This is a genomic window from Luteimonas yanweni (assembly GCF_039548475.1).
Lineage (GTDB): Bacteria > Pseudomonadota > Gammaproteobacteria > Xanthomonadales > Xanthomonadaceae > Luteimonas.
Map to the genome: position 1 here is coordinate 25,730 of NZ_JBCLVC010000015.1, position 20,944 is coordinate 46,673.

Genomic DNA, 20,944 nt, shown 5'->3' on the forward strand with positions numbered 1-20,944 from the left:
CCGCATGCCGCACGGAACGTTCGCCATCCTACTGTCCGCGGCGTTCGCGCTGTCGGCCCCCATCGCAGTCGTGGCGCAGGCGCTGCCCGACGACGACCTTGCACGGCGCGCGCTCACCGCCGCCGAGATCGGCCAGCCGTTGCCGCCGCTGCGCGCCGACCACCCGCTGCAGGGCTGGATCGGCTACGCGCGCTTGCATCGCGACCTTGCCAAGCTGGCGCCGGCGCAGGCGATCGATTTCCTGGACCGCCACCGGGGCCAGGCCGTGGCCGACACCTTCCGCGCAGCGTGGCTGGGCGAGCTGGCGCGGCGCAAGGCCTGGGGTCCGTTCCGCGCGGCGTGGGTGCCGGGCACGGGTTCGGCGGCGCTTGCGTGCAGCGAACTCGAGGCGCGGCTGCGCACCGGCGCCGCCGATGCCGGGTGGACGGCGGAAGTACAACAGCTCTGGCGCAGTGCCGGGCGTTCGCAGCCCGATGCCTGCGATCCGGTGTTCGATGCCCTGGCCGAACGCGGCGGCATGGACGACGGCCTGCGCTGGGCGCGCATCGAGGCCGCGATCGCCGAGGGCCAGCCGGGCGTGGCGCGCGCCGCTGCACGTGGCCTGCCCGCCGAGGCGCGCCGCCAGGCGGAGGCCTACGCGGCATACCTTGGCCACGCCGATGCCGGCGCAGTGTCCTGGCCCAAGAACGCGCGCAGTCGCCTGGCGGCTTCGCACGGCCTCGCCACGCTGGCACGTTCCAATCCCGACGCCGCCGAAGCATTGCTGCCCCAGGTAGCGCAGGCGCTGCAGTTCACCGATGCCGACCGCGCGCGGGTGCTGTACCAGATCGCGCTGTGGACGGTGGCGTCCTACCACGAGGGCGGCGCGCGCCGGCTGGCCGCGGTGCCCGAAGCAGCCTATGACGAGCGCCTGCACGAATGGCGCGCGCGCGAGGCGATGGCCCGCTCCGACTGGCCGGCGGCGCTGGCGGCGATCAAGCGCATGGGCGACAAGCAACGCAGCGATTCCCGCTGGACCTACTTCGCCGCGCGCCTGCACGAGCTCATCGGCGACCGCGCCGGCGCGCGGCCGCTGTACGCCGCCGCGGCGCGCGATCCGGAGTTCCACGGATTCCTTGCAGCGGACCGCATCGACCAGCCCTACGCGCTGTGCCCGATCGAGCACGGCGGCAGCGCGGCGGAGAAGGCCGCCGTCGCCGCCGACCCGGCGATGCAGCGCTCGATGGCGCTGTTCCGCATCAATCGCGCCGCATGGGCGACGCGGGAATGGCGCGACGCGCTGACGCGCTTCAGCGACCGGCAGCGTCAGATGGCGGTGGAGATCGCACAGGCCAACGGCTGGTTCGACCGTGGCGTGTTCGGCCTGGTCAACGCCGGCGGCGAGCGCAAACCCGACGAGCTGCGGCTGTACACGCTGCGCTTCCCGCTGCACCACGACCTGCTGATCCGCGGCGAGAGCGCGCGCAACCAGCTTGACCCGGCCTGGGTCGCGGCCGAGATCCGCGCCGAGAGCGTGTTCAACCCGCGCGCGCGGTCACCGGCCAACGCGCGCGGGCTGATGCAGGTGCTGCCCGAGACCGGCGCCGGCGTCGCGCGCCGGCTGGGCATCCCGTGGTCGGGCGCGGAGTCGCTGTTCGATCCGGCCACCAACGTCCGCATCGGCACCGCCTACCTGCGCGAGATGAAGGACAAATACACCCTGCCCTACGTCGCCATCGCCGCCTACAACGCCGGCCCCACGCCAACCGCACGCTGGCAGGCGGACCGTCCGGGCATGGACGCCGACTTCTGGATCGAGACCATCACCTACAAGGAAACCCGCGACTACGTGGCGCGCGTGCTGGCCTTCAGCGTGATCTACGACTGGCGCCTGGGAGACCGCGCGGTGCCGGTCAGTGATCGCATGCACGGGCGCAGCGGTCCGGTGCGCAAGGCGTTCGCATGCCCGTCTGCAGCGACCGCGGGGATTTCCGTCGGAAATCCCGTGGGTGCGGCTACAGCCGAGATCGGTTACCGCACGACGATCGCGGCCATGGCCGCTCCCACAGCGGCTGCGGAAGGCTGAGGTCACGGACGTGGAGACCTATCTGGTCGGAGGTGCGGTGCGCGACCGCCTGCTGGGACTGCCGGCAGGGGACCGCGACTGGGTGGTGGTGGGCTCGACGCCCGAAGCGATGCTGGCCACCGGCTTCCGTGCGGTGGGCCGCGACTTCCCGGTGTTCCTGCATCCCGAGACCGGCGAGGAACACGCGCTGGCGCGCACCGAGCGCAAATCGGCACGGGGCCACCGCGGCTTCGTGGTCGACGCCGCGCCGACGGTCACGCTGGAAGAAGACCTCGGGCGCCGCGATTTCACCATCAACGCCATCGCCGAGCGGGACGACGGTCGCCTGACCGATCCGTACAACGGTGCGCACGACCTCGAGATCCGCGTGCTGCGCCACGTCGGTCCCGCGTTCGCCGAGGATCCGCTGCGCGTGCTGCGCGCGGCGCGGTTCATGGCGCGTTTCGCCTCGTTGGGCTTCAGCGTGGCCGACGAGACCCAGGCGCTGATGCGCGACATGGTCGCCGGCGGCGAGCTCGCCGACCTGGTGCCCGAGCGCGTCTGGCAGGAGCTGGTGCGCGCGCTGCGCTCGCCCAGGCCGTCGGCCTTCCTGCGCACCCTGCGCGACTGCGGCGCGCTGGCCGTCGTGCTGCCCGAAGTCGATGCGCTCTACGGCGTGCCGCAGCGCGCGGAATACCACCCTGAAATCGACACCGGCGTGCACGTGGAACTGGTCTGCGACATGGCCGCGCAGCTTGCACCGGGCGATGACCAGGTCGGGTTCGCGGCCCTGGTGCACGACCTCGGCAAGGCGCTGACGCCGGCCAACCAACTGCCGGCGCACGTCCAGCACGAGCAGCGCGGCGTGGCCCCCGTGCGCGCGCTGTGCGAGCGGCTGCGGGTGCCAGCGGCGCACCGCGACCTGGGCGTGACCACCTGCCGTGAACACCTCAACGTGCATCGTCTGGCGGAGCTTCGCGACCAGACCGTGCACGACCTGCTCGCGCGCTGCGACGGCTTCCGCAAGCCGGACCGCATCCGCCGCATGGCCACGGCCTGCGAAGCCGACAAGCGAGGCCGCGCCGGGCTGTCCGAACGCGCCTATCCGCAGGCGCGCGAACTGGTCGCGCTGCGCGACGCCGCCGCCGCGGTGACCGGTGCCGACATCGCCGGCGAGGGGCTGGAAGGCCCCGCCTTCGGCGCCGCGCTGCGCAAGGCGCGCATCGCCGCGATCGGGGCTGCACGCACGCTGCGCAAGGGCGAGGTCAACCCCTGGCCCGGGACAGCACCCGCGCCTCCAGCCTGAGCAGCAGGTCATGCATCGGCGTCAGCCGCGTCGCCAACCCGGCGACGACCCCCAGGGTATTGGCCAGCGCGTCCCAGCGATCGGGCATGCGGGAGCCGGTCAAGGCACCCTGACCGTGCTCGAGGCCGATGCCCAGCAGCACCAGCCCGAGGCCCGCGCCCAGCAGCGCCGGCCAGCGCGCGAACAGCTGCACCGCGCTGGCCGCGAGCGCGAAGTAGGCGATGAAGTGGTGCAGCTTGTCGCTGCCCGGTGCGTCCGGCAGGTCCGGTGCGGGCAGCAGCGAAAACACCACCACCGCGGCGATCGCCAGGCACCACAGCGCGCACCACGCCAGGGGATGGCGAAGCGGCTTGAGCGAGCGCCCCACGCGCGGACGGCTCACAGGCGGAAACTCAGGTCACCTGCAAGGAAGGCGGCTTCGAAGGGAACGCCGAGCTCGAAGCCCATGGCCTGGAAGCGCTCGCCCATCGCCGTGGGCAGGGTGAGCTGCTGCACCTGGCGGCGCAGCGCGTAGCGCGCGGTCTCGTTGGCGGCCACCGCCTCATGCGCCGCCAGCCGCTGCTCCAGGCCGTTGCCGATCAGGAACATGGCCTGGCTGCAGTAGCCGGCGAAATCGAAGCCGGCGCCGGTGCCGGCCTCGGCCAGCGCGGTGAAATCCACCGACGCGGTGATGTCCTGCAGGCCCACGCGCGCGAACACATCGTCGACTACATGGTGACGGTGGAAAGCGCGCAGGGTGCCGCGGTCGCGGGTGGCGGCGTAGTACTCGCGGCGCGGATGGCCGTAATCGATGAACAGCATCGCCCCCGCCTGCATCCGGCCCATCACCGCCTGGATCCAGTAGGGCAGCTGCGGCAGCAGTTCGGAGCGGTAGCCTTCCGGGAAGGCGCCTTCGTCGCGCTGGCGCTCGACGTGGCGCACGGCCGCAACCATCAGCGCATCGGCGGGGACTTCGACGATGGCGAAGCTGCCGTCGGCGGCCACCGACACCCCTTCCTCCATCACCTCGCCGCCGCGGATCACGAAGCGCGGCGTGGGCAGCGCGTCGATCACCTCGTTGGCGAACAGCACGCCCTGCCAGGGCTCGTCGAGCGGGCGGTCGAGCCACTCCACGCGGGCGCTGAGCGCTTCGGGCAGGCGCGCCTGCAGGCGCTCGCGCTGGCGCTCTCGCAGGTCGGCGCTGGGTTCCAGGATGGCATAGCGCGCGGGCAGCGCGTCCAGCGTCGCGAGGTGCCTGAGCGCGGCCTCGGCGAATGCGCCGCTGCCGCCGCCGATCTCGAGGAAGCTGCTGTCCTCGCCCAGCTGGCGCAGCGGCGGCGCGAGCGCTTCGGCCACGCATTCGGCGAACAGGCTGCCGAGCTCCGGCGCGGTGACGAAGTCGCCGGCGCGGCCGAACTTTGTGCTGCCCGCGCTGTAATAGCCCAGGCCCGGCGCATACAGCGCCAGCTCCATGAAGCGCGAGAACGGGATCGCGCCGCCGGCATCGGCGATCACGGCGTGGATGAGGCTGCGCAGGCGCTCGCTGTGCGCCTGCGCGGCGGGATCAAGCGGGGGAAGGAGCATGGGGGATTCCGTTGCGTAACGCGCGACAGGATACGGAACCCGGCGGCGCGGAACGTTATGGTGTCGGTCATGAGTACGCAGCCAGTCATGCCGGGAGGCCATCCCGTTGCGCTTGTCACCGGCGCCGCGCGCCGCCTGGGCGCGGCCATCGCGCGCCGCCTGCACGCCGAGGGCTACGACCTGGTGCTGCACTACCGCGACTCGGCCGACGAGGCTTTGGCGCTGACGGCCGAGCTGGAGTCCGCGCGCGCTGGCAGCGTGCTGCCGCTGCGGGCGGAGCTTGCCGGGTTCGACCGCCTGCCGGAACTCGTGGCGCGCAGCGTGGGCCGCTTCGGCCGGTTGGACGCCCTGGTCAACAACGCCTCGGCGTTCGCTCCCGCCACCTTCGGCAGCATCCATCCCGGCCACTGGGACGCGATGATGGCGGTCAACGCCCGCGCACCGTTCTTCCTTGCGCAGGCAGCAGCGCCGCACCTGCGCGCGGCCGGCGGCGCGATCGTCAACATCTCCGACATCTATGCGCGTGCGCCGCGCGCCGACCTCGCGGCCTACGTCGCCAGCAAGGGCGCGCTGGAGGCGGCCACCCGCGCCCTGGCCGTCGCACTGGCGCCGGAGGTGCGCGTGAATGCGGTAGCGCCGGGCGCGATCCTGTGGCCGGACGAAGGCATCGATCCTGACCTCCAGGAGCGTCTGCTGGCGATGACGCCGCTGGGCCGCACCGGCACCCCCGAAGAGATCGCCGGCACGGTGCTGTGGCTGCTGCGCGATGCCGGCTACACCACGGGCAGCGTGCTTTCGGTGGATGGCGGTCGCGGCCCGTAGCGTGACGCCTCAGTGCTTCGGCGCGAATGCCGTTGCGATGGCGGTGTCGCGGAACGCGTCCGGCACTTCATGCGAGACCGCATAGCGGTACAGCACCGCCGAGTAGATGGCGGTCAGCGCCGCCTGGTACACGCCCAGCATGAGCACGGCCACCAGGCACAGCACCCCGACCGCTATCGCCAGCGCCACCGACGCCTGCGCTGCCAGCACCACCAGCAGCACCGAGACCAGCACGGCGCCACCGGTCAAGAGGCCGAACGCAGCGCCGATGCCGACCTGGCCAACGGCGTTCTCGCCCCAGGTGCGCTTGAGCAGGGTCGCGCTCTGCTTCAGCGCATCGACCGGACCGATGTCGCGGCTGACCAGCACCGGCACCACCAGGAAGGTCGCCAGGGTCCAGGCGAGCCCCAAGCCGCTGCCGACCAGGCGCACGAGGAAGTTGTTGTCCTTCGCCTTCATCGACTGCAGCAGCACGCCGACGGTGGCCGCGATCGCGGCATAGCCGAAGATCGCACCCAGGCGCGAGCGTGCGGCGGCGAAGCCGTCGGCCAACGTGGGATCGCCGCCGTCCAGGCGGATCATCGCCGCGCCCACCAGCGCGCAGTTGAAGAAGATCATCACGCTGTAGGTGCAGAAGTAGAAGGCGAAGCCCAGCAGGACGCCGCCAACGCCGAGGCCGCTGCTGAACAGGCGCAGGGCAAGCGTGGGCAGCGCGAAGCTCGCCAGCACCAGCAGCGTCGCCAGCCCGGACAGCACCGGGAACAGCATCAGCTCGCGATCCGAGCGCAGCACCGCCGCGCTTGCCTTCACCATTTCCCAGCTGCGCGAGAATTTGTCGAACATGGCCCCTCCTTCCGTCTGCGTGCTGCGCCCCGAAACCGCCGATTGGCCGCTTCGTCCAGCGCATGTCCCCATGACGGCGCCAGCGCGCGGAGTGTGACCGACCGGACAGGTGCCGTGTCAGTACCGGTTGTCAGCAGCGATCACGCGGGAGCATCGCTCTGCACCGGCAGCGTGACTTCATGCATGGCCACGTTGCGCTCGGCCGATGCCGCCCACAGCTCGGCCAGCGTGCGCCCACTGGTCGGCTCGACCACCTCGGGCGCGATCTCCGCCAGCGGCCGCAGCACGAAGGCGTGGCGCAGCTCCCCGCGCGGCAGGCGCAGGTTGCCCGGGCCGCTGCAGACCAGGTCGTCGAACAGCACGATGTCGATGTCCAGCGTACGGTCGCCGAAGCGCGGGCCGCTGCGGTCGCGGCCGTGCGCGTCTTCAAGCGCGTGCAGCCAGTGGTTCAACGCATGCACATCGAGGTCGCTGTCGATGACGGCGGCGGCGTTGACGAAGTCCGCCCCCTCGAAACCCACCGCCGGCGTCCGGTAGGCAGCCGACGCGAGGATGTCGCCGAAGCGCGCGCGCAGCGCCGCGAAAGCGATCGCGATATGGCGTTCGGGATCGATGTTGCTGCCGAGGCTGAGGCAGGCGATGGGCATGGGCCGCACTCCGTGGGGGTGCTCATGATCGCGCACCGGGCGGCCCGCGCGCGAGCGGCGGGCACACCCGGCGGCGCGCGCGACAAGGCTCGGCGATCGGGTCGGTTGCGTCCGTCAGTCGACGGCGGTGGCCGGCCCTTCCTCGCGGCGCAGGCGCACCTCCACCGGCGCATCGCTGTGCGCCTGGAACACGCGCAGCCCGAACTCGGGAAGGATTGCCAGCAGGTGGTCGAAGATGTCGCCCTGCACGCCCTCGTAGGCCGCCCAGGCGGTGTCGTTGGTGAAGCAGTAGATCTCCAGCGGCAGCCCGGCCTGGGTGGGATCGAGCTGGCGCACCAGCAGGGTCAGGTCCTGGTGGATGCCCGGATGGTTGCGCAGGTACTGCAGCACATAGGCGCGGAAGGTGCCGAGGTTGGTCACGCGACGCCGGTTGACCGCCTCGCGGCCGCGCTCGCCCAGGGTCTGGTTCCACGCCTCCAGCTCGCTCGACTTGCCACCAAGATAGTCGTCGAGCAGGCGGAAGCGCCGCAGCCCCGCGATCTCGTCCGGCGTGAGGAAGCGCGTGCTGTGCTGGTCCAGGTAGATCGCGCGCTTGATGCGGCGCCCGCCGGCTTCGGTCATGCCGCGCCAGTTCTTGAACGAGTCGCTGATCAGCTTGCGCGTGGGCACCGTGGTGATGGTCTTGTCCCAGTTCTGCACGGTGACCGTGTGCAGGGCGATGTCGATCACATCGCCGTCGGCGTTCTGGCTGGGCATTTCGATCCAGTCGCCGATGCGCACGCGGCCGTCGCCGCTGATCTGCAGGCTGGCCGCGAACGACAGGATGGTGTCCTGGAAGATCAGCATCAGCACCGCGCTGGCCGCGCCAAGCCCGGTCAGCACGTGCACCAGGTCCACGCCCGCCAGCAGCGCCACCGAGGCCAGCGCCGCCATCACCAGGGCGATGATCTTGGCAACCTGCAGGTAGCCCTTGATCGGCTTGTTGCGCGCGTCCGGGCGGCGCTCGTAGACCTCGTTGGCGACATCGAGCGCGTGGCCGAAGGCCAGCGCCACGGTGAAGATCACGAACACCCGGCACAGGCCGGTGATGAAGGCCACGAGCCCCGGCGACAGGTCCGGCACCAGCGCGATGCCGCTGCCGATCACCAGCGCAGGCACCACGTTGGCCAGGCGCGAGACCACGCGCATGCGGCTGATCGAGCCGTTTCCGGCGTGCCCGGCAAGTGCCGCGACGCGCATGAGCACCTGGCGCAGGCCGCGCAGCAGGATCCGCTTGGTCACGAAGTTGGCCAGCCATGCGACCAGCAGCAGCGCCGTCAGCACCAGCAGGGAATAGGCCCAGGGATACGGCGCCAGCGTCTCGCGCAGGGCTTCAAGTCGAAATTGCATGGAATCTCCAGAGTGGACGAATCAGCCCGCCCGGTGGCGCTCTATGACCACGCCGACCGCGCGCGCGCCGCGCACGGCGCCGGGCTTGCCGAGCTTCAATCGTAGCGAATCGACGTTGAACTCCTGCAGCACGATCGCCGCGCATCGTTCGGCCAGCGTCTCCACCAGGCCGAAATCCGACTGCGAGACATACTCGACCAGTCGCTTGCTGACGGCCTTGTAGTTGAGCGTGTGGGCGATGTCGTCGCTGGCGGCGGGCACGCGGTTGTCGAAGCGCATCTCGAGGTCGAACACCAGCGTCTGGCGGATGCGCCGCTCCCAGTCGTAGATGCCGATCAGGGCCTCGATCTCGAGGCCTTCGATGAAGACGTGGTCCATGGCGCGCGGTCCGGACGGCGGGCCAGCTTAACGCGGTGGCGCGGTGGCCCCGGTTGCGCCCGGAGCGAACAGCGTCGCCGGCACCGAAGTGACCTCGGGCAGCGTGGCCATGTCCCAGCGCGGCGTGACGTGCACCGCGTCGGTCGCGCGCTGCCCCGCTTCCAGGCGCAGGGCGCCGGCGAAGGCGATCATCGCGCCGTTGTCGGTGCACAGCTCGGGGCGTGGGAAGCAGGCGCGCCCGCCGCGCTTCGCGGCCATCGCCTGCAGGCGCACGCGCAGGCGCCGGTTGGCGCCGACGCCGCCGGCCACCACCAGGGTGTCGCAGCCGGCCGCGTCCAGCGCGCGCTCGCACTTGATGGCCAGGGTGTCGACCACCGCATCCTCGAAGGCGCGGGCGATGTCGGCGCGGGTGGCCTCGGACTGGTCGCTCGCGCGCCAGGCCAGCATCACCTGGGTCTTCAGGCCGCTGAAGCTGAAATCCAGGCCCGGGCGATTGGTCATCGGCCGCGGGAACGCATACCGGCCGGGCGTGCCGGTTTCGGCCAGTGCCGCCAGCTGCGGCCCACCCGGATACGGCAGGCCCATGAGCTTGGCGGTCTTGTCGAAGGCCTCGCCGGCGGCGTCGTCCAGGGTCTCGCCGAGCAGGCGGTAGCGGCCGATCGCGTCCACCGCCACCAGCTGGGTATGGCCGCCCGACACCAGCAGGGCCACGAAGGGCGGCTCGGGCGGATCGACCTCCATCAGCGGGGCGAGCAGGTGGCCCTCCATGTGGTGCACGGCGACCGCCGGCAACTCCAGTGCCCAGGCCAGTGCGCGCGCCACCCCGGCGCCGACCAGCAGCGCCCCGACCAGCCCGGGACCCGCGGTATAGGCCACGCCGTCGAGATCGCCGACCTCGAGCCCGGCTTCGGCCAGGGTCTGGCGGACCAGGGGCAGCAGCTTGCGCACGTGGTCGCGGCTGGCAAGCTCCGGGACCACCCCGCCGTATTCGGCGTGCAGGGCGATCTGGCTGTAGACCGCGTGCGCGCGCAGCCCGTCGGCACCCGTCCGCGCGGTGTCGTAGACGGCGACGCCGGTTTCATCGCAGCTGGTTTCGATTCCGAGGACGATCATGGGGCTTGGGCGGGTGGGTCTGTGGGGTGGGTCCGGGAGCGAATGGTGCGGGTGGGCCTCGACGGGGGGCGGCCGCAGCCATAGCGGCTCCTACAACATCCGCCGGCCCCGCAGAGCAGCCATAGCTGCGACCCGGACCGGCACATTTGCGCCGCGTGGGAGACGGGGCTATCATACGCGGCTCGCCGGGGGGAAACCGGCGCACCCCGAACCCAGAGATTCCCAATGCCCAGCGTCAAAGTCCGCGAAAACGAGCCCTTCGAGTTTGCCCTCCGCCGCTTCAAGCGCACCTGCGAAAAGGCCGGCGTGCTGGCCGAGACCCGCAAGCGCGAGTACTACGAGAAGCCGACGCAGGAGCGCAAGCGCAAGGCCGCGGCCGCGGTGAAGCGCCAGGTCCGTCGCACCTCGCGCGACGTCACCAAGCGCCAGCGCATGTACTGATCCGGCCTGCCGGCGCGTCCTGCGCCGCGGTCGTGATCCATCCCTGAAGCCGGCACGCGCAAGCGTCGCCGGCTTCTTGTGTTGACGCAAATGGAGAACCAGCGATGAGCCTCAAGCAGCGCCTCACCGAAGACATGAAGGCCGCCATGAAAAGCGGCGACAAGGCCAGCCTGGGCGTGATCCGCCTGGTCAACGCCGCGATCAAGCAGCGCGAGGTCGACGAGCGCGTCGAGCTCGACGACGCCCAGGTGCTGGCCGCCATGGAAAAGATGGTCAAGCAGCGCAAGGACTCCGTGAGCCAGTTCGAGGCCGCCGACCGCGAGGACCTCGCGGCCATCGAGCGGGCCGAGATCGAGGTCATCCAGCGCTATCTGCCCGAGAAGATGGGCGAGGCCGAGGTCCAGGCCGCCATCGATGCCGCGATCGCCGAGACCGGCGCCGCCGGCCCGGCCGACATGGGCAAGCTGATGGGCGTGCTGAAGCCGAAGCTCGCCGGCCAGGCCGACATGGGCCAGGTCTCGGCGCTGGTAAAGAAGTCCCTCGCCGGCTGATCCACCAGGGTCCTTGCGGACCTCTTGCCGGGCCCCTTGCGGGGCACCTGTGGGAGCGGCTACAGCCGCGAACGGGCTTGCGCGATACCGGATCGCGGCTAGAGCCGCTCCCACCGAAACATTCGAACGCACCGCCACGGCACGTGCACAGCACCGGTCGCATCCTGCGCGCCATGGCTGAATTCATCACCGGGCGCCTGAAGGCGGGTTTCGAACGCCTGCAGCAGTCGCTGCCGTATGCGATCGCGCAGCGTTTCGTCGAAGTCGACATCCTGACCCACGCCGCCTCGCTGACCTTCTTCGCACTGCTGTCGCTGGCACCGCTGCTGGTGCTGCTGCTGTGGCTGACGGCCTCGCTCTACCCGGCCGCCCAGGACGCGCTGCTGGAGCAGGTGCAGGTGATCGCCGGGACGGGCGCGGGCGAAGTCGCCAATACGGTGCTGCAGAACGCACGCGCCGAGCCGGACGTCGGCTCCCTGGCCGGGTTGTGGAGCACCGGGCTGCTGTTCTTCGGCGCCACCGCCGTGTTCGCGCGCCTGCAGGGCACGTTGAACCTGGTGTTCCACACCTCCGGCGACAAGGTCCGCGGCGGACTGCGGGCCTGGCTGCGCAAGCGCGTGTTCTCCTTCGGCGTGGTGCTGGCGCTGGGCTTCCTGCTGCTGGTCTCGGCGGCCCTGACCACTGCGCTGGAGGTCATGTTCGGCGGTTCGCCGACCCTGCCGGTCCTGGGCAACCTGGCGGCGCTGGCGCTGTATGCACTGGCATTCGCGCTCATGTACCACTACCTCCCCGACCGCCGCGTGCGCTGGCGGCAGGCGCTCTGGGGCGGCCTGCTGACGGCGCTGCTGTTCGTGCTCGGCCGCTGGGCCATCGGCCTGTACATCGCGCAGGCCGCACCCGGAAGCGCCTACGGCTCGATGGGCACGCTGGTAGTGCTTCTGGTGTGGCTGTACTACGCGGCGGTGGTGTTTTTCGTGGGCGCGATGATCACCGCGGTGATCGATGAGCGCTGGCGGCTGTCGGACGTCCGCAGGCGGCTGGACGAGCGCGCGACGCGGCGGCGCGGATCGCTCGCCCGGGAACCACTGCAAGCCCGGTCACGGCCGTAGCCGCTCCCGCAGGAGCCCGGGTACGCATGCGATCATGGCGGGAGCCATGGCACGCCTCTCAGACGCTTTCATCGACGACCTTCTCGCCCGGACGGACATCGTCGAGGTGATCGCCGCGCGCGTGCCGCTGAAGCGCCAGGGCCGCGAGTATTCGGCGCGCTGTCCGTTCCATGACGAGCGCTCGCCATCGTTCACGGTGTCGCCGAACAAGCAGTTCTACCACTGCTTCGGCTGCGGCGCGCACGGCACCGCGATCTCGTTCCTGATGAACTTCGACCGGCTCGAGTTCCTTGATGCGATCGACGAACTCGCCAAGCGCGCCGGCATCGAAGTGCCGCGCGAGACGCGGCAGCACAATGAAAACCCGGACACCCGCGACATGTACACGGTGCTCGATGAAGCGGCCCGCTTCTATCGCGGCGCGCTGATGTCCGGGAACGAAGCCCGGGATTACCTCGACGCGCGCGGCGTGGACGCCTCGATCCGCGAGCAGTTCGGCATCGGCTACGCGCCCGGCGGGTTTTCCGCGCTCAAGGATGCGCTCGGCAGCGACGCGCGCCGCACGTCGCTGCTCGAGCGCACCGGCATGCTGTCGAAGAACGACCGCGGCCACGTCTACGACAAGTTCCGCGACCGGGTGATGTTCCCGATCCACGACCGCCGCGGGCGCGCGATCGCATTCGGTGGGCGCGTGCTGAAGGCCGAGGATTCGCCCAAGTACCTCAACTCGCCCGAGACGCCGCTGTTCCACAAGGGCCGCGAACTTTACGGCCTGTGGCAGGTGCGCCAGGCCAACCAGAAGATCGAGCGCCTGATCGTGGTTGAAGGCTATATGGACGTGGTGGCGCTGTTCCAGCACGGCATCACCCAAGCGGTGGCCACGCTCGGCACCGCGACCACGCCCGACCATGCCGAGCTGCTGTTCCGCAACGCGCCCGACGTCTACTTCTGCTTCGACGGTGACGCCGCAGGCCGCCGCGCCGCGACGCGCGCGATGGAGTCGGTGCTGCCGCGGATGAAGGACGGCCGCCAGGCCTTCTTCCTGTTCCTGCCCGACGGCGAGGATCCCGACACCATCGTCCGCAACGAGGGCGCGCCCGGCTTCGACGCGCGCCTGGCCGATGCCACGCCGCTGTCGCAGTTCCTGTTCGACAGCCTGGCCGGGGACGGCATCAACCTGGCGACGCTCGATGGCAAGGCGCGCTTGGCCGAGCGCGCCAAGCCGATGCTGGCGCAGCTGCCCGACGGCGCCTTCGCCGATCTGATGCAGCAGCGGCTGACCGAACTCACCGGCGTGGGCGCCCGCGCCGCGGCGCCGAACGTGCACGTCCCGGCCGCGCGCGCGCGCCGGGCACCCGCTGGCAATACGCCACGCCGCAGCATGGTGCGCGGCGCGATCACCCTGCTGCTGCAGCGCCCGCAGCTGGCGCTGGAGCTGCAGCCGCCCTACCGCTTCGTCGCCCTGCGCCAGCCAGGCATCGAACTCCTGACCGAACTGGTGGCCATCGTCAGCGCGCGCCCGGACATCGGCACCGGCGCCCTGCTCGGCCACTTCGAGGGCCGTGAGGAAGCCGGCGCCCTGCAGAAGCTGGCCAGCCTCGACCTTCCCGGCGACGAGGCCGGCTGGCGCCTGGAGTTCATCGACGCCATCGCCCAGCTCGACCGCCAGACCCTGGCCCAGCGCGTGGACGAGCTGCTCGCCAAGCAGCGTGAAGAAGGCCTGGACGCCGCCGACAAGGCCGAGCTGCGCGAACTCCTGCAAGCCCGCAACGCCTGAGTCCCGAAGGCCCGCCGCGCCCGTGGCCCGGCGGCCAGCCCGTGGCCACGATCGCCGCTATAGCGGCTCCCACAAACGCCACCGGGACCCTGTAGGAGCAGCTATGGCTGCGATTGCCCGCACTGTGGGAGCGGCCATACCCAGCTCCAGGCTGGCTGGCCGTATCGCCGCTATAGCGGCTCCTACAAGGGCAGTCAGGGCCAATGTGTCGTGCGGAAGACAGGGGTTTTCCCCAATGGTGGCGATGGGTACGGCTCCGTATTGTCATGGAGACGCTATCGCCTACCGGTGCCTGACGCATGTCGTTCGAAACCCGCAGCCTGCTCGCTCCCCTGCCCCCGCCGCAGTCCTGGTGCGAGGGGCCAGGCAACGCGCTGCGCCCCGATGCCGGCAAGCCGGCGCTGGATCCGGCGCTGCTGGACGCACGCCCCGGCGACGTCGCCTTCGAGCTCGACCCGGGAAGCGTAGTGACCGGCAACGAACGGTCCGACCAGTGGAATACCCACTACGAGGCCAGCGGCAAGATGACCGTGCACGGTCCCTCGGGCGCCGCCACCGACGTGCCGGTGCGCTACGAGGTCACCCTGCGCAACGAGGAAGCGACGCCGGCGGCGATGGCCTCGGTCAATCCCTTCGATCCCGCGACCATCCCGCTGCGCACCCGCATCGAGGTACACGGCGCCGACTATGCCGGCACCGCGCTGGAGCCCGCCTTCCGCGAACTCGCCGCGGCCAATGACCTGGCCTCGATCGACGACCTGCGCCTGTCGCTGGAGATGACCGAAAAGAAGGGCCTGCGGGTGATGACCGGCCCGGAGCAGCTGTTCGACGCCCCGCGCGACGGTGGCCCCGGCTCGCCGGCGCTTGAGCGCGAAGACTTCACCCGCCACACCAGCATGCTGTCCGATCCGGCAGGCACCGACCTCGCGCAGTACAACCGCATGCTGCTGACCGGCCAGGTGCCCGACGGCACCGTGACCGTAAGCGAGGACGTAGAGCCCGGCGAAGTGCGCGGCACCGTGGCCGAGGCCGGCTCCGGCGAGGTCAACGACATCACCTGGACGCTCGACGCCGAAGGCCGCCCCACCGGCGCCGAGGCCGTGCTGACCTGGGAGCCCTCCAGCCGCGGCCGAGACTCCGACCGCATCGAGGGCAACGCGCAGAGCCGGTTCCGCACCGACAACGACATGAAGGGCAGCGGCGACGACGTGGGCCACCTCATGGCATACCGCTTCGCCCAGGGCCATGGCGAGGTCAACATGTTCCCGCAGTTCAGCAACTTCAACCAGGGCGCCTACGCCAGGATGGAGCAGGAATGGAGCGACTGGCTGGGCGCGGGCATGGACGTGCGGATCGACATCGACCTGGTGCGCAACGACGCCGCCCGCCCCGACGAAGTGCACGTCGACTACGAAGTGATCGACCCCGTCACCGGCAGCGTCGTGTACGACCCCTCGCTGCTCGCCTTCGGCAACAGTGCGGGCCAGTCCTTCGACGCCATCGCCTCCACGCGCATGCCCGACATGATCGACAGGGCCGCCGCCTGACGGCAGACTGCCCCGCATGCACGCAGGCCCGCTGCTCGACCGCAATGAACTGATCGCCCGCATCGGCAAGCTGCTGGTGGCGGACCCGGCCGTGTCCGACGGCGAATGGCAGGCCTATGCGCTGATCGTCCGCTACGGCGACGGCGCCCTCGCCCGCCGAATGAGCGGCTTTCGCTACGACGCCGACGGCGGTTACGCCGCCGCCACGCCGGACGACGACACGCTGGGCCCGACCCTCGATGATCTTCGCGAAGCCACCCGCCTGCCCGGCAAGGAACCCTGGAACGCCTGCATCCTGCGCGTCTGGCGCGACAGCGGACGCATGGCCGTCGAATTCGACTACGACACGCCGGAACAGTGGGACATCACGCCGGCCACGCTGACCGAAGTCGCGGCGCGCGCGCGGCCGGCGGAATAGCCGGCCCCAAGAGCCTTTTTGCCACGGATTTACGCGGAAAGGGCGCGGATTTACGCGGATAGAGCGGGCAGAGGAAAAAAGCGGAGGGCGTTTTTGGCCACGGATTTACGCGGATTACGCGGATTTGGCCGAGGCAAGGTTGCAGCCGCTAATCCATTTGAAATAAAGACTGGCGCAGGGCGTGGTGCGTGGGCTGGCCTCGGCCAAATCCGCGTAATCCGCGTAAATCCGTGGCTGAAAAAAAGCTCTTGCCCTATCCGTGTAAACCCGCGCCCTTTCCGCGTAAATCCGTGGCAAAAAGCTTCTCACCCCACCCGCTGCAGCTCGAACAGCGGCGAGGGCTGCAGGTAAGGCAACAGCCAATGGTCGATGAGCAGGAACGCGAACAGCGCCATCAGGTACACCACCGAGTAGTTAAAGACCCGCATGGCGAAGAACTCGTCCGGCGGGTCCATCAGCTTCCACGCGTACCAGAGGAACACCAGGCCCAGCACCAGCGCACCGCCGAGGTAGAACAGGCCGCTCATGCCCACCGCCCAGGGCAGCACCGTCACCACCAGCAGCAGCACCGTGTACAGCAGGATCTGCCAGCGCGTGTACTCGACGCCGTGGGTCACCGGCAGCATCGGCACCAGCGCGCGCGCGTAGTCCTCGCGGCGGAAGATCGCCAGCGCCCAGAAGTGCGGCGGCGTCCACACGAAGATGATCAGCACCAGCAGCAGCGCGTGCGCCCAGTCCCACTCGTTCTGCATGCCGGTGACCGCCGACCAGCCCAGCAGCGGCGGCGCCGCGCCGGCGATGCCGCCGATGACGATGTTCTGCGGCGTGGCGCGCTTCAGGAAGCCGGTGTAGACGATCGCGTAGCCGATCAGCGAGGCGAAGGTCAGCAGCGCGGTGATCACGTTCACCAGCGCCACCAGGAGCGTCATCGACAGCGCGCCCAGGAACACCGCGAACGCCAGCACCTGCACCGGCGCCAGGCTGCCTGTGGCCAGCGGGCGGTTGGAGGTGCGCACCATGACCTTGTCGATGCGCTGGTCGATGAGGTGGTTGATCGCCGCGGCCGAGGCCGCGGCCAGCCAGATGCCGATGAAGCCGGCCACCGATTCCTGCAGCGGCGGCAGCCCGGGTACCGCCATGAACATGCCCACGAACGCGGTGAACACGATCAGCGCCACCACGCGCGGCTTGGTCAACTGCCAGTACTGGCCGAACTTCGCGGTCATGTCAGTCCACCCCGCGCAGGCGCGCCAGCAGCGAGACCAGCACGAAGACCAGCAGGGCAGCGCCGCCGTTGTGCATCACCGCCACCGGCAGCGGCAGCGACAGCTTGACGTTGAGGATGCCAAGCGTGACCTGGGCCACGGTCAGGAGCGCCAGCAGCGTCCCCCAGCCGCGCAGGCCCGGCGTGCGCAGCATGCGCACCGCGGCCCACAGCAGCACGGCCGCGGCCACCACCGCGCCCAGGCGGTGCGCGACGTGGATCGCGATACGCGCGGTGCCGTCGAGCACGCCGCCCTCGTAGTCCACGCCGATGCCGCGCCAGAGCACGAAGCCTTCGCTGAAATCGGTGGGCGGGAGCCACATGCCGGCGCACTGCGGGAAGTTCGCGATCGACCAGCCGCCGGCGCCGCAGGAGAGTGCCGCATAGTTGGCGCTGACCCAGCCACCCAGCGCCACCTGCACGCCCAGCACGGCAAGCGCGCCCCACAGCAGCCGGCGCAGCCGCCCGGCATAGGCCAGCACGATCGGCCGGTCGAGGGCACGCCAGGCCATCCACGTGAGCAGCGAGAAGGTCAGCAGCCCGCCCAGGAGGTGCCCCATCACCACCACCGGTTTCAGCAGCCAGGTCACCGTCCACATGCCCAGCAGGGCCTGGAAGATGATCACCGCGAGCGTCACCGAGGCTTCGCGCGCGAGGTCGCCGCCGCGCCAGCGCAGCGCGGCCGCGAGCAGGATGGCCTCGCCTGCCACCGCCAGCACCGAGGCCGCCACGTGCGCGCCCGACATGTACACCGGGATCGCCACCGCCACCACGCCCGCGGCGGCCAGCACCTGGGTGATGCCGCGCGGGCGCCGGCGCGCGGCCAGCAGCGCCATCGCCAGGACCAGCAGCCCCAGGATCGCGGCAGCGTGGCGGTGCACCTGCTCGCGCCAGGCCTTGTGGTCCTCGAACTCGCGGATGCTGCTGGCGGCGTGGTCGGCGACGTGCTCCGCCGCCTGCGGCCAGGTGGCGCGGCCGTAGCAGGTCGGCCAGTCGGGACAGCTCAGGCCGGCGTGCGACAGGCGCACGAAGGCGCCGAACACGATCACGCCCAGCGCCAGCGCCACCGCCAGCCAGGCGATCCGGTGGAAGTTGCGGTGGATGTGGCGGGATCCGTGGTGCGTGGCGTTGCCGTTGGTCATCACTTCAGCTTGAGCAGTCGCGCCAGGTCGGTGCGCAGGTGGCCGGCATCGAAGCCCGGCGCATAGCGCAGGATGACGAAGCCGTGGGGGTCGACAACATACACCGGCACGCCCTGCGAACCGCCGGCCTCCAGGCCCGGGAGCTGCGCGTTGAGCGCCGGCGCCGGTTCGATGACGTGCCAGACGCGGTTCTGCAGCGCGCCCTCGGGCGGCGCGCCGACCCAGAGGATGTGCACATGGTCGGCGTTGTGGCCGAACAGGCGCCAGACCTTGTCCAGGTCCCGGGACAGGGCCACGCAGGCTGTCGTGCAGTCCGCGGGCGGCGCGACCACGATCCGCCAGGTGCGTTCGACCGGATTCCAGAGGTATTCGCCGCCGTCGACCAGCCGCGGCACGACCTCGCGCAGGTCGCCCGGCGGCTGCAGCAGCTCACCGTGGTTCTTCATGCCCGCCGGGCGCCAGCCGGAGAAGCGCAGCGCGCCGGCCACCAGCGCGCTGCCGAAGAACACCGCCACGATCAGCAGCAGCAGCGTGCGGTTGCGGTTGCGCTGGTGCGGGGTCACCGGCGGTCGGGTCGTGGGGTCGGTCATGTGCGGGGCCTGCGGAAAGTGAGGACCAGGGCGGTGGCGAACACCGCGAGGGCAAGCGCGAACCACTGCACGGCATAGCCGAGGTGGCGTTCGGGCGGCAAGGTATTGGGCAGCACGTCGAGGTCGCGGGCGTAGCCGAGTTCGATCGCGGGATCGAGCTTCAGCACCCGCGGCGCGAGTCCGGGCTGGTGCAGCGGCGCCGCCAGCGAAGCCGGATCCAGCCCGATCGCGAGCAGGGTGCCGTCGGGCTGCGCGGCGAAGCCGGCGGGCCCGATGCCGTGCGAGGGTGGTGGCGCCAGCAGTCCGGCCAGCGTCTGGGCACCGACCGGGCGCAGCACCTGCGGCAGCGTGCGGTCACCGGGCAGCGGCAGCCAGCCCAGCTCCACCAGCAGCGGATCGCTGCCCGCTTCCGGCACGAACACGCGGTAGGCGCGCACGCCGGCGCGGCCGCCGCGCTGCTGGTTGTCGAGCAGTACCGCGGGCACCTCGGCGAAGTGGCCCGGTCCGGCGACCCAGTCGTATCCACGCACGCGCGCGGGATCGGCCGCCGCCGACAGCGCCAGCGGCGCGCGCGCGGCCACGGTCGCAGCCACTTCATCCAGCATCGCCTGCTTCTGGTGCTGGCGGCCGAGCTGCCACTGGCCCAGCGCGCTGAAGCCCGCGATGGCCAGCAGCGCCAGCGCCCAGCCGAAGGACAGCGTCGCGTTGCGGCTCATCGCGCAGGCCACCCCGGGTGCGATACTGCGGAGATCGCACGGGCCCGCTGGAGGCCACGCATGAGTGATTCGCTGAAAACCCTGCTCATCATCGGATTCCTGATCCTGATCGTATGGAACCTTGGCGCCGGCCTGTATTACATGCTGGTCGACAAGGGCACCACCAAGCGCACCGTCAACGCGCTCACCAGGCGCATCGCGCTGTCCGTGGCGCTGATCCTGATCGTGCTCCTGTCGATCTGGATGGGGTGGATCACGCCCCACGGCATCCAGGGCTGAGCGCAGTCGACCGGATGGCGCCGTCCCGCGGCGTCGAGCCGGTCCGGCGACGCAGACACGAAGGCCGGCAATCGCCGGCCTTCGTCATTCCATGACGGCCGCCCTGGCGGGCGCGCGCCTCAGACCACGTAGACGAACAGGAACAGCGCCAGCCAGACCACGTCGACGAAGTGCCAGTACCAGGCCACGGCCTCGAAGGCGAAGTGGTTGTCCTTGGTGAAGTGGCCCTTCAGGCAGCGGAACCAGATGATCGCCAGCATGATCGTGCCCAGCGTCACGTGCGCGCCGTGGAAGCCGGTGAGCATGAAGAAGGTCGAACCGTAAATGCCCGAGCCCATGGTCAGGTTGAGATCGCGGTAGGCGTGGATGTATTCCTCGACCTGGAAGAACAGGAAGGTGCAGCCCAGCAGCACCGTCAGGCCCAGCCACACCAGCAGCTGGCGGCGGTTGTCGGCCTTCAGCGCGTGATGGGCGATGGTCAGCGTCACGCCCGAGGTCAGCAGGATCAGGGTGTTGAGCAGCGGCAGGCCCCAGGCCGGGATGGTCTGGAAGGCACCGCCGATCGCGCCGGGACCGGACGACGGCCAGGCCGCGCTGTAACCCTCCCACAGCAGGGCGTTGGTCATCACGCCGTCGCCGGCGCCGCCAAGCCACGGCAGCGACAGCGCGCGCGCGTAGAACAGCGCGCCGAAGAACGCGGCGAAGAACATCACCTCGGAAAAGATGAACCACACCATGCCCATCCGGAACGAGCCGTCGACCTGGCGGTTGTGATAGCCGGAGACCGACTCGAGGATCACGTCGGCGAACCACTTGAACAGGATCAGGATCAGGCCCGCGGCACCGACGAAGAACATCGTCCTGCCCCAGGAGACCTCGTTGAACCAGCTCGCGAGCCCGAAGAAGAGGACGAACAGCGCCATCGACGCGAACACCGGCCACTTGCTGTCGTGCGGGACGAAATAGACGTTCGGGTCTTGGTGGTCGGCTTGGGCCTGTGCCATG

22 protein-coding genes are annotated in these 20,944 nt (G+C 70.5%); 10 read left to right on the forward strand and 12 right to left on the reverse strand.

Going from position 1 to position 20,944, the window contains the following annotated elements; translation table 11 throughout:
- Positions 1 to 4 precede the first annotated feature (4 nt).
- Both WCE39_RS12515 and WCE39_RS12520 read left to right on the forward strand, forming a co-directional pair.
- Positions 5 to 2,065 (forward strand): lytic transglycosylase domain-containing protein, encoded by a 2,061-nt coding sequence (locus WCE39_RS12515; RefSeq protein WP_343277017.1) that lies wholly within the window; start codon positions 5 to 7, stop codon positions 2,063 to 2,065.
- 10 nt (positions 2,066 to 2,075) lie between these two features.
- Positions 2,076 to 3,350, forward strand: coding sequence for a multifunctional CCA addition/repair protein (locus tag WCE39_RS12520; RefSeq protein WP_343277018.1), 1,275 nt, complete (start codon positions 2,076 to 2,078; stop codon positions 3,348 to 3,350).
- Here the strand turns inward: WCE39_RS12520 and WCE39_RS12525 are convergent.
- Entirely contained in the window at positions 3,310 to 3,732 is a 423-nt protein-coding gene (locus WCE39_RS12525) for a VanZ family protein (protein ID WP_343277019.1), read from the reverse strand. The two genes, WCE39_RS12520 and WCE39_RS12525, sit on opposite strands and share 41 nt — an antisense overlap.
- Complete coding sequence (locus WCE39_RS12530) at positions 3,729 to 4,913, reverse strand: class I SAM-dependent methyltransferase (RefSeq protein ID WP_343277020.1); 1,185 nt, start codon at positions 4,911 to 4,913, stop codon at positions 3,729 to 3,731. Before WCE39_RS12530 ends, WCE39_RS12525 begins: the two co-directional genes overlap by 4 nt.
- A 69-nt stretch (positions 4,914 to 4,982) precedes the next feature.
- On the opposite strand from WCE39_RS12530, the gene WCE39_RS12535 reads away from it, so the two are divergent.
- Positions 4,983 to 5,735, forward strand: coding sequence for a pteridine reductase (locus tag WCE39_RS12535; RefSeq protein ID WP_343277021.1), 753 nt, complete (start codon positions 4,983 to 4,985; stop codon positions 5,733 to 5,735).
- A gap of 9 nt (positions 5,736 to 5,744) precedes the next feature.
- Here WCE39_RS12535 and WCE39_RS12540 read toward each other — a convergent pair whose 3' ends face one another.
- The 5 genes from WCE39_RS12540 to tsaD form a co-directional block, all read right to left on the reverse strand.
- The gene (locus WCE39_RS12540) at positions 5,745 to 6,578 is read right to left on the reverse strand and encodes a DUF6159 family protein (RefSeq protein WP_343277022.1); all 834 of its coding nucleotides are present in this window, start codon (positions 6,576 to 6,578) and stop codon (positions 5,745 to 5,747) included.
- Between the two features lie 140 nt (positions 6,579 to 6,718).
- Complete coding sequence (gene folK / locus WCE39_RS12545; protein ID WP_343277023.1) at positions 6,719 to 7,225, reverse strand: 2-amino-4-hydroxy-6-hydroxymethyldihydropteridine diphosphokinase; 507 nt, start codon at positions 7,223 to 7,225, stop codon at positions 6,719 to 6,721.
- A gap of 114 nt (positions 7,226 to 7,339) precedes the next feature.
- The gene (locus WCE39_RS12550; RefSeq protein ID WP_343277024.1) at positions 7,340 to 8,614 is read right to left on the reverse strand and encodes a mechanosensitive ion channel family protein; all 1,275 of its coding nucleotides are present in this window, start codon (positions 8,612 to 8,614) and stop codon (positions 7,340 to 7,342) included.
- A 21-nt stretch (positions 8,615 to 8,635) separates the two neighbouring features.
- Positions 8,636 to 8,992 (reverse strand): dihydroneopterin aldolase, encoded by a 357-nt coding sequence (folB, locus tag WCE39_RS12555; protein ID WP_343277025.1) that lies wholly within the window; start codon positions 8,990 to 8,992, stop codon positions 8,636 to 8,638.
- Between the two features lie 27 nt (positions 8,993 to 9,019).
- A complete protein-coding gene (tsaD, locus tag WCE39_RS12560) occupies positions 9,020 to 10,105 on the reverse strand; it encodes a tRNA (adenosine(37)-N6)-threonylcarbamoyltransferase complex transferase subunit TsaD (RefSeq protein ID WP_343277026.1) in 1,086 nt (361 codons plus the stop codon).
- Between the two features lie 225 nt (positions 10,106 to 10,330).
- Between tsaD and rpsU the strand changes: the two genes are divergently transcribed.
- The 6 genes from rpsU (at position 10,331) to WCE39_RS12590 (ending at position 15,948) form a co-directional block, all read left to right on the forward strand.
- Entirely contained in the window at positions 10,331 to 10,546 is a 216-nt protein-coding gene (gene rpsU / locus WCE39_RS12565) for a 30S ribosomal protein S21 (RefSeq protein ID WP_343254595.1), read from the forward strand.
- 104 nt (positions 10,547 to 10,650) lie between these two features.
- The gene (locus WCE39_RS12570) at positions 10,651 to 11,097 is read left to right on the forward strand and encodes a GatB/YqeY domain-containing protein (RefSeq protein ID WP_343277027.1); all 447 of its coding nucleotides are present in this window, start codon (positions 10,651 to 10,653) and stop codon (positions 11,095 to 11,097) included.
- Between the two features lie 173 nt (positions 11,098 to 11,270).
- Positions 11,271 to 12,206 (forward strand): YihY/virulence factor BrkB family protein, encoded by a 936-nt coding sequence (locus WCE39_RS12575; RefSeq protein WP_343277028.1) that lies wholly within the window; start codon positions 11,271 to 11,273, stop codon positions 12,204 to 12,206.
- 46 nt (positions 12,207 to 12,252) lie between these two features.
- A complete protein-coding gene (gene dnaG, locus WCE39_RS12580) occupies positions 12,253 to 13,983 on the forward strand; it encodes a DNA primase (RefSeq protein WP_343277029.1) in 1,731 nt (576 codons plus the stop codon).
- 299 nt (positions 13,984 to 14,282) lie between these two features.
- Positions 14,283 to 15,530 carry a DNA/RNA non-specific endonuclease gene (locus WCE39_RS12585; RefSeq protein WP_343277030.1) on the forward strand — a complete coding sequence of 416 codons (1,248 nt, stop codon included), beginning with the start codon at positions 14,283 to 14,285 and terminating at the stop codon, positions 15,528 to 15,530.
- A gap of 16 nt (positions 15,531 to 15,546) precedes the next feature.
- The gene (locus tag WCE39_RS12590) at positions 15,547 to 15,948 is read left to right on the forward strand and encodes a hypothetical protein (RefSeq protein ID WP_343277031.1); all 402 of its coding nucleotides are present in this window, start codon (positions 15,547 to 15,549) and stop codon (positions 15,946 to 15,948) included.
- A gap of 305 nt (positions 15,949 to 16,253) precedes the next feature.
- Here WCE39_RS12590 and cyoE read toward each other — a convergent pair whose 3' ends face one another.
- The 4 genes from cyoE to WCE39_RS12610 are packed head-to-tail and all read right to left on the reverse strand — an operon-like array spanning position 16,254 to position 19,660.
- Positions 16,254 to 17,174: a heme o synthase gene (cyoE, locus tag WCE39_RS12595; RefSeq protein ID WP_343277032.1), complete on the reverse strand. Its 921-nt coding sequence runs from the start codon at positions 17,172 to 17,174 to the stop codon at positions 16,254 to 16,256.
- Position 17,175: 1 nt separating this feature from the next.
- On the reverse strand, positions 17,176 to 18,354 hold the full coding sequence (locus WCE39_RS12600; protein WP_343277033.1) for a COX15/CtaA family protein: 1,179 nt from the start codon (positions 18,352 to 18,354) through the stop codon (positions 17,176 to 17,178).
- Positions 18,354 to 18,944: a hypothetical protein gene (locus WCE39_RS12605; protein WP_343277034.1), complete on the reverse strand. Its 591-nt coding sequence runs from the start codon at positions 18,942 to 18,944 to the stop codon at positions 18,354 to 18,356. Before WCE39_RS12605 ends, WCE39_RS12600 begins: the two co-directional genes overlap by 1 nt.
- The gene (locus WCE39_RS12610) at positions 18,941 to 19,660 is read right to left on the reverse strand and encodes an SURF1 family protein (RefSeq protein ID WP_343277035.1); all 720 of its coding nucleotides are present in this window, start codon (positions 19,658 to 19,660) and stop codon (positions 18,941 to 18,943) included. Before WCE39_RS12610 ends, WCE39_RS12605 begins: the two co-directional genes overlap by 4 nt.
- 60 nt (positions 19,661 to 19,720) lie before the next feature.
- Between WCE39_RS12610 and WCE39_RS12615 the strand changes: the two genes are divergently transcribed.
- A complete protein-coding gene (locus tag WCE39_RS12615; protein WP_189498142.1) occupies positions 19,721 to 19,939 on the forward strand; it encodes a twin transmembrane helix small protein in 219 nt (72 codons plus the stop codon).
- Between the two features lie 119 nt (positions 19,940 to 20,058).
- Here WCE39_RS12615 and WCE39_RS12620 read toward each other — a convergent pair whose 3' ends face one another.
- Positions 20,059 to 20,943, reverse strand: coding sequence for a cytochrome c oxidase subunit 3 (locus WCE39_RS12620; RefSeq protein ID WP_343277036.1), 885 nt, complete (start codon positions 20,941 to 20,943; stop codon positions 20,059 to 20,061).
- Position 20,944: the final 1 nt, after the last annotated feature.

Coding starts and splice junctions, on each gene's coding strand:
- WCE39_RS12540 (WP_343277022.1), bottom strand. CDS start 6,578: ATGTTCGACAAATTCTCGCGCAGCTGGGAAATGGTGAAGGCAAGCGCG.
- WCE39_RS12530 (WP_343277020.1), bottom strand. CDS start 4,913: ATGCTCCTTCCCCCGCTTGATCCCGCCGCGCAGGCGCACAGCGAGCGC.
- tsaD (WP_343277026.1), bottom strand. CDS start 10,105: ATGATCGTCCTCGGAATCGAAACCAGCTGCGATGAAACCGGCGTCGCC.
- WCE39_RS12515 (WP_343277017.1), top strand. CDS start 5: ATGCCGCACGGAACGTTCGCCATCCTACTGTCCGCGGCGTTCGCGCTG.
- WCE39_RS12615 (WP_189498142.1), top strand. CDS start 19,721: ATGAGTGATTCGCTGAAAACCCTGCTCATCATCGGATTCCTGATCCTG.
- WCE39_RS12590 (WP_343277031.1), top strand. CDS start 15,547: ATGCACGCAGGCCCGCTGCTCGACCGCAATGAACTGATCGCCCGCATC.
- dnaG (WP_343277029.1), top strand. CDS start 12,253: ATGGCACGCCTCTCAGACGCTTTCATCGACGACCTTCTCGCCCGGACG.
- WCE39_RS12575 (WP_343277028.1), top strand. CDS start 11,271: ATGGCTGAATTCATCACCGGGCGCCTGAAGGCGGGTTTCGAACGCCTG.
- WCE39_RS12600 (WP_343277033.1), bottom strand. CDS start 18,354: ATGACCAACGGCAACGCCACGCACCACGGATCCCGCCACATCCACCGC.
- folB (WP_343277025.1), bottom strand. CDS start 8,992: ATGGACCACGTCTTCATCGAAGGCCTCGAGATCGAGGCCCTGATCGGC.
- WCE39_RS12550 (WP_343277024.1), bottom strand. CDS start 8,614: ATGCAATTTCGACTTGAAGCCCTGCGCGAGACGCTGGCGCCGTATCCC.
- WCE39_RS12610 (WP_343277035.1), bottom strand. CDS start 19,660: ATGAGCCGCAACGCGACGCTGTCCTTCGGCTGGGCGCTGGCGCTGCTG.
- WCE39_RS12605 (WP_343277034.1), bottom strand. CDS start 18,944: ATGACCGACCCCACGACCCGACCGCCGGTGACCCCGCACCAGCGCAAC.
- WCE39_RS12570 (WP_343277027.1), top strand. CDS start 10,651: ATGAGCCTCAAGCAGCGCCTCACCGAAGACATGAAGGCCGCCATGAAA.
- cyoE (WP_343277032.1), bottom strand. CDS start 17,174: ATGACCGCGAAGTTCGGCCAGTACTGGCAGTTGACCAAGCCGCGCGTG.
- rpsU (WP_343254595.1), top strand. CDS start 10,331: ATGCCCAGCGTCAAAGTCCGCGAAAACGAGCCCTTCGAGTTTGCCCTC.
- folK (WP_343277023.1), bottom strand. CDS start 7,225: ATGCCCATCGCCTGCCTCAGCCTCGGCAGCAACATCGATCCCGAACGC.
- WCE39_RS12585 (WP_343277030.1), top strand. CDS start 14,283: ATGTCGTTCGAAACCCGCAGCCTGCTCGCTCCCCTGCCCCCGCCGCAG.
- WCE39_RS12620 (WP_343277036.1), bottom strand. CDS start 20,943: ATGGCACAGGCCCAAGCCGACCACCAAGACCCGAACGTCTATTTCGTC.
- WCE39_RS12535 (WP_343277021.1), top strand. CDS start 4,983: ATGAGTACGCAGCCAGTCATGCCGGGAGGCCATCCCGTTGCGCTTGTC.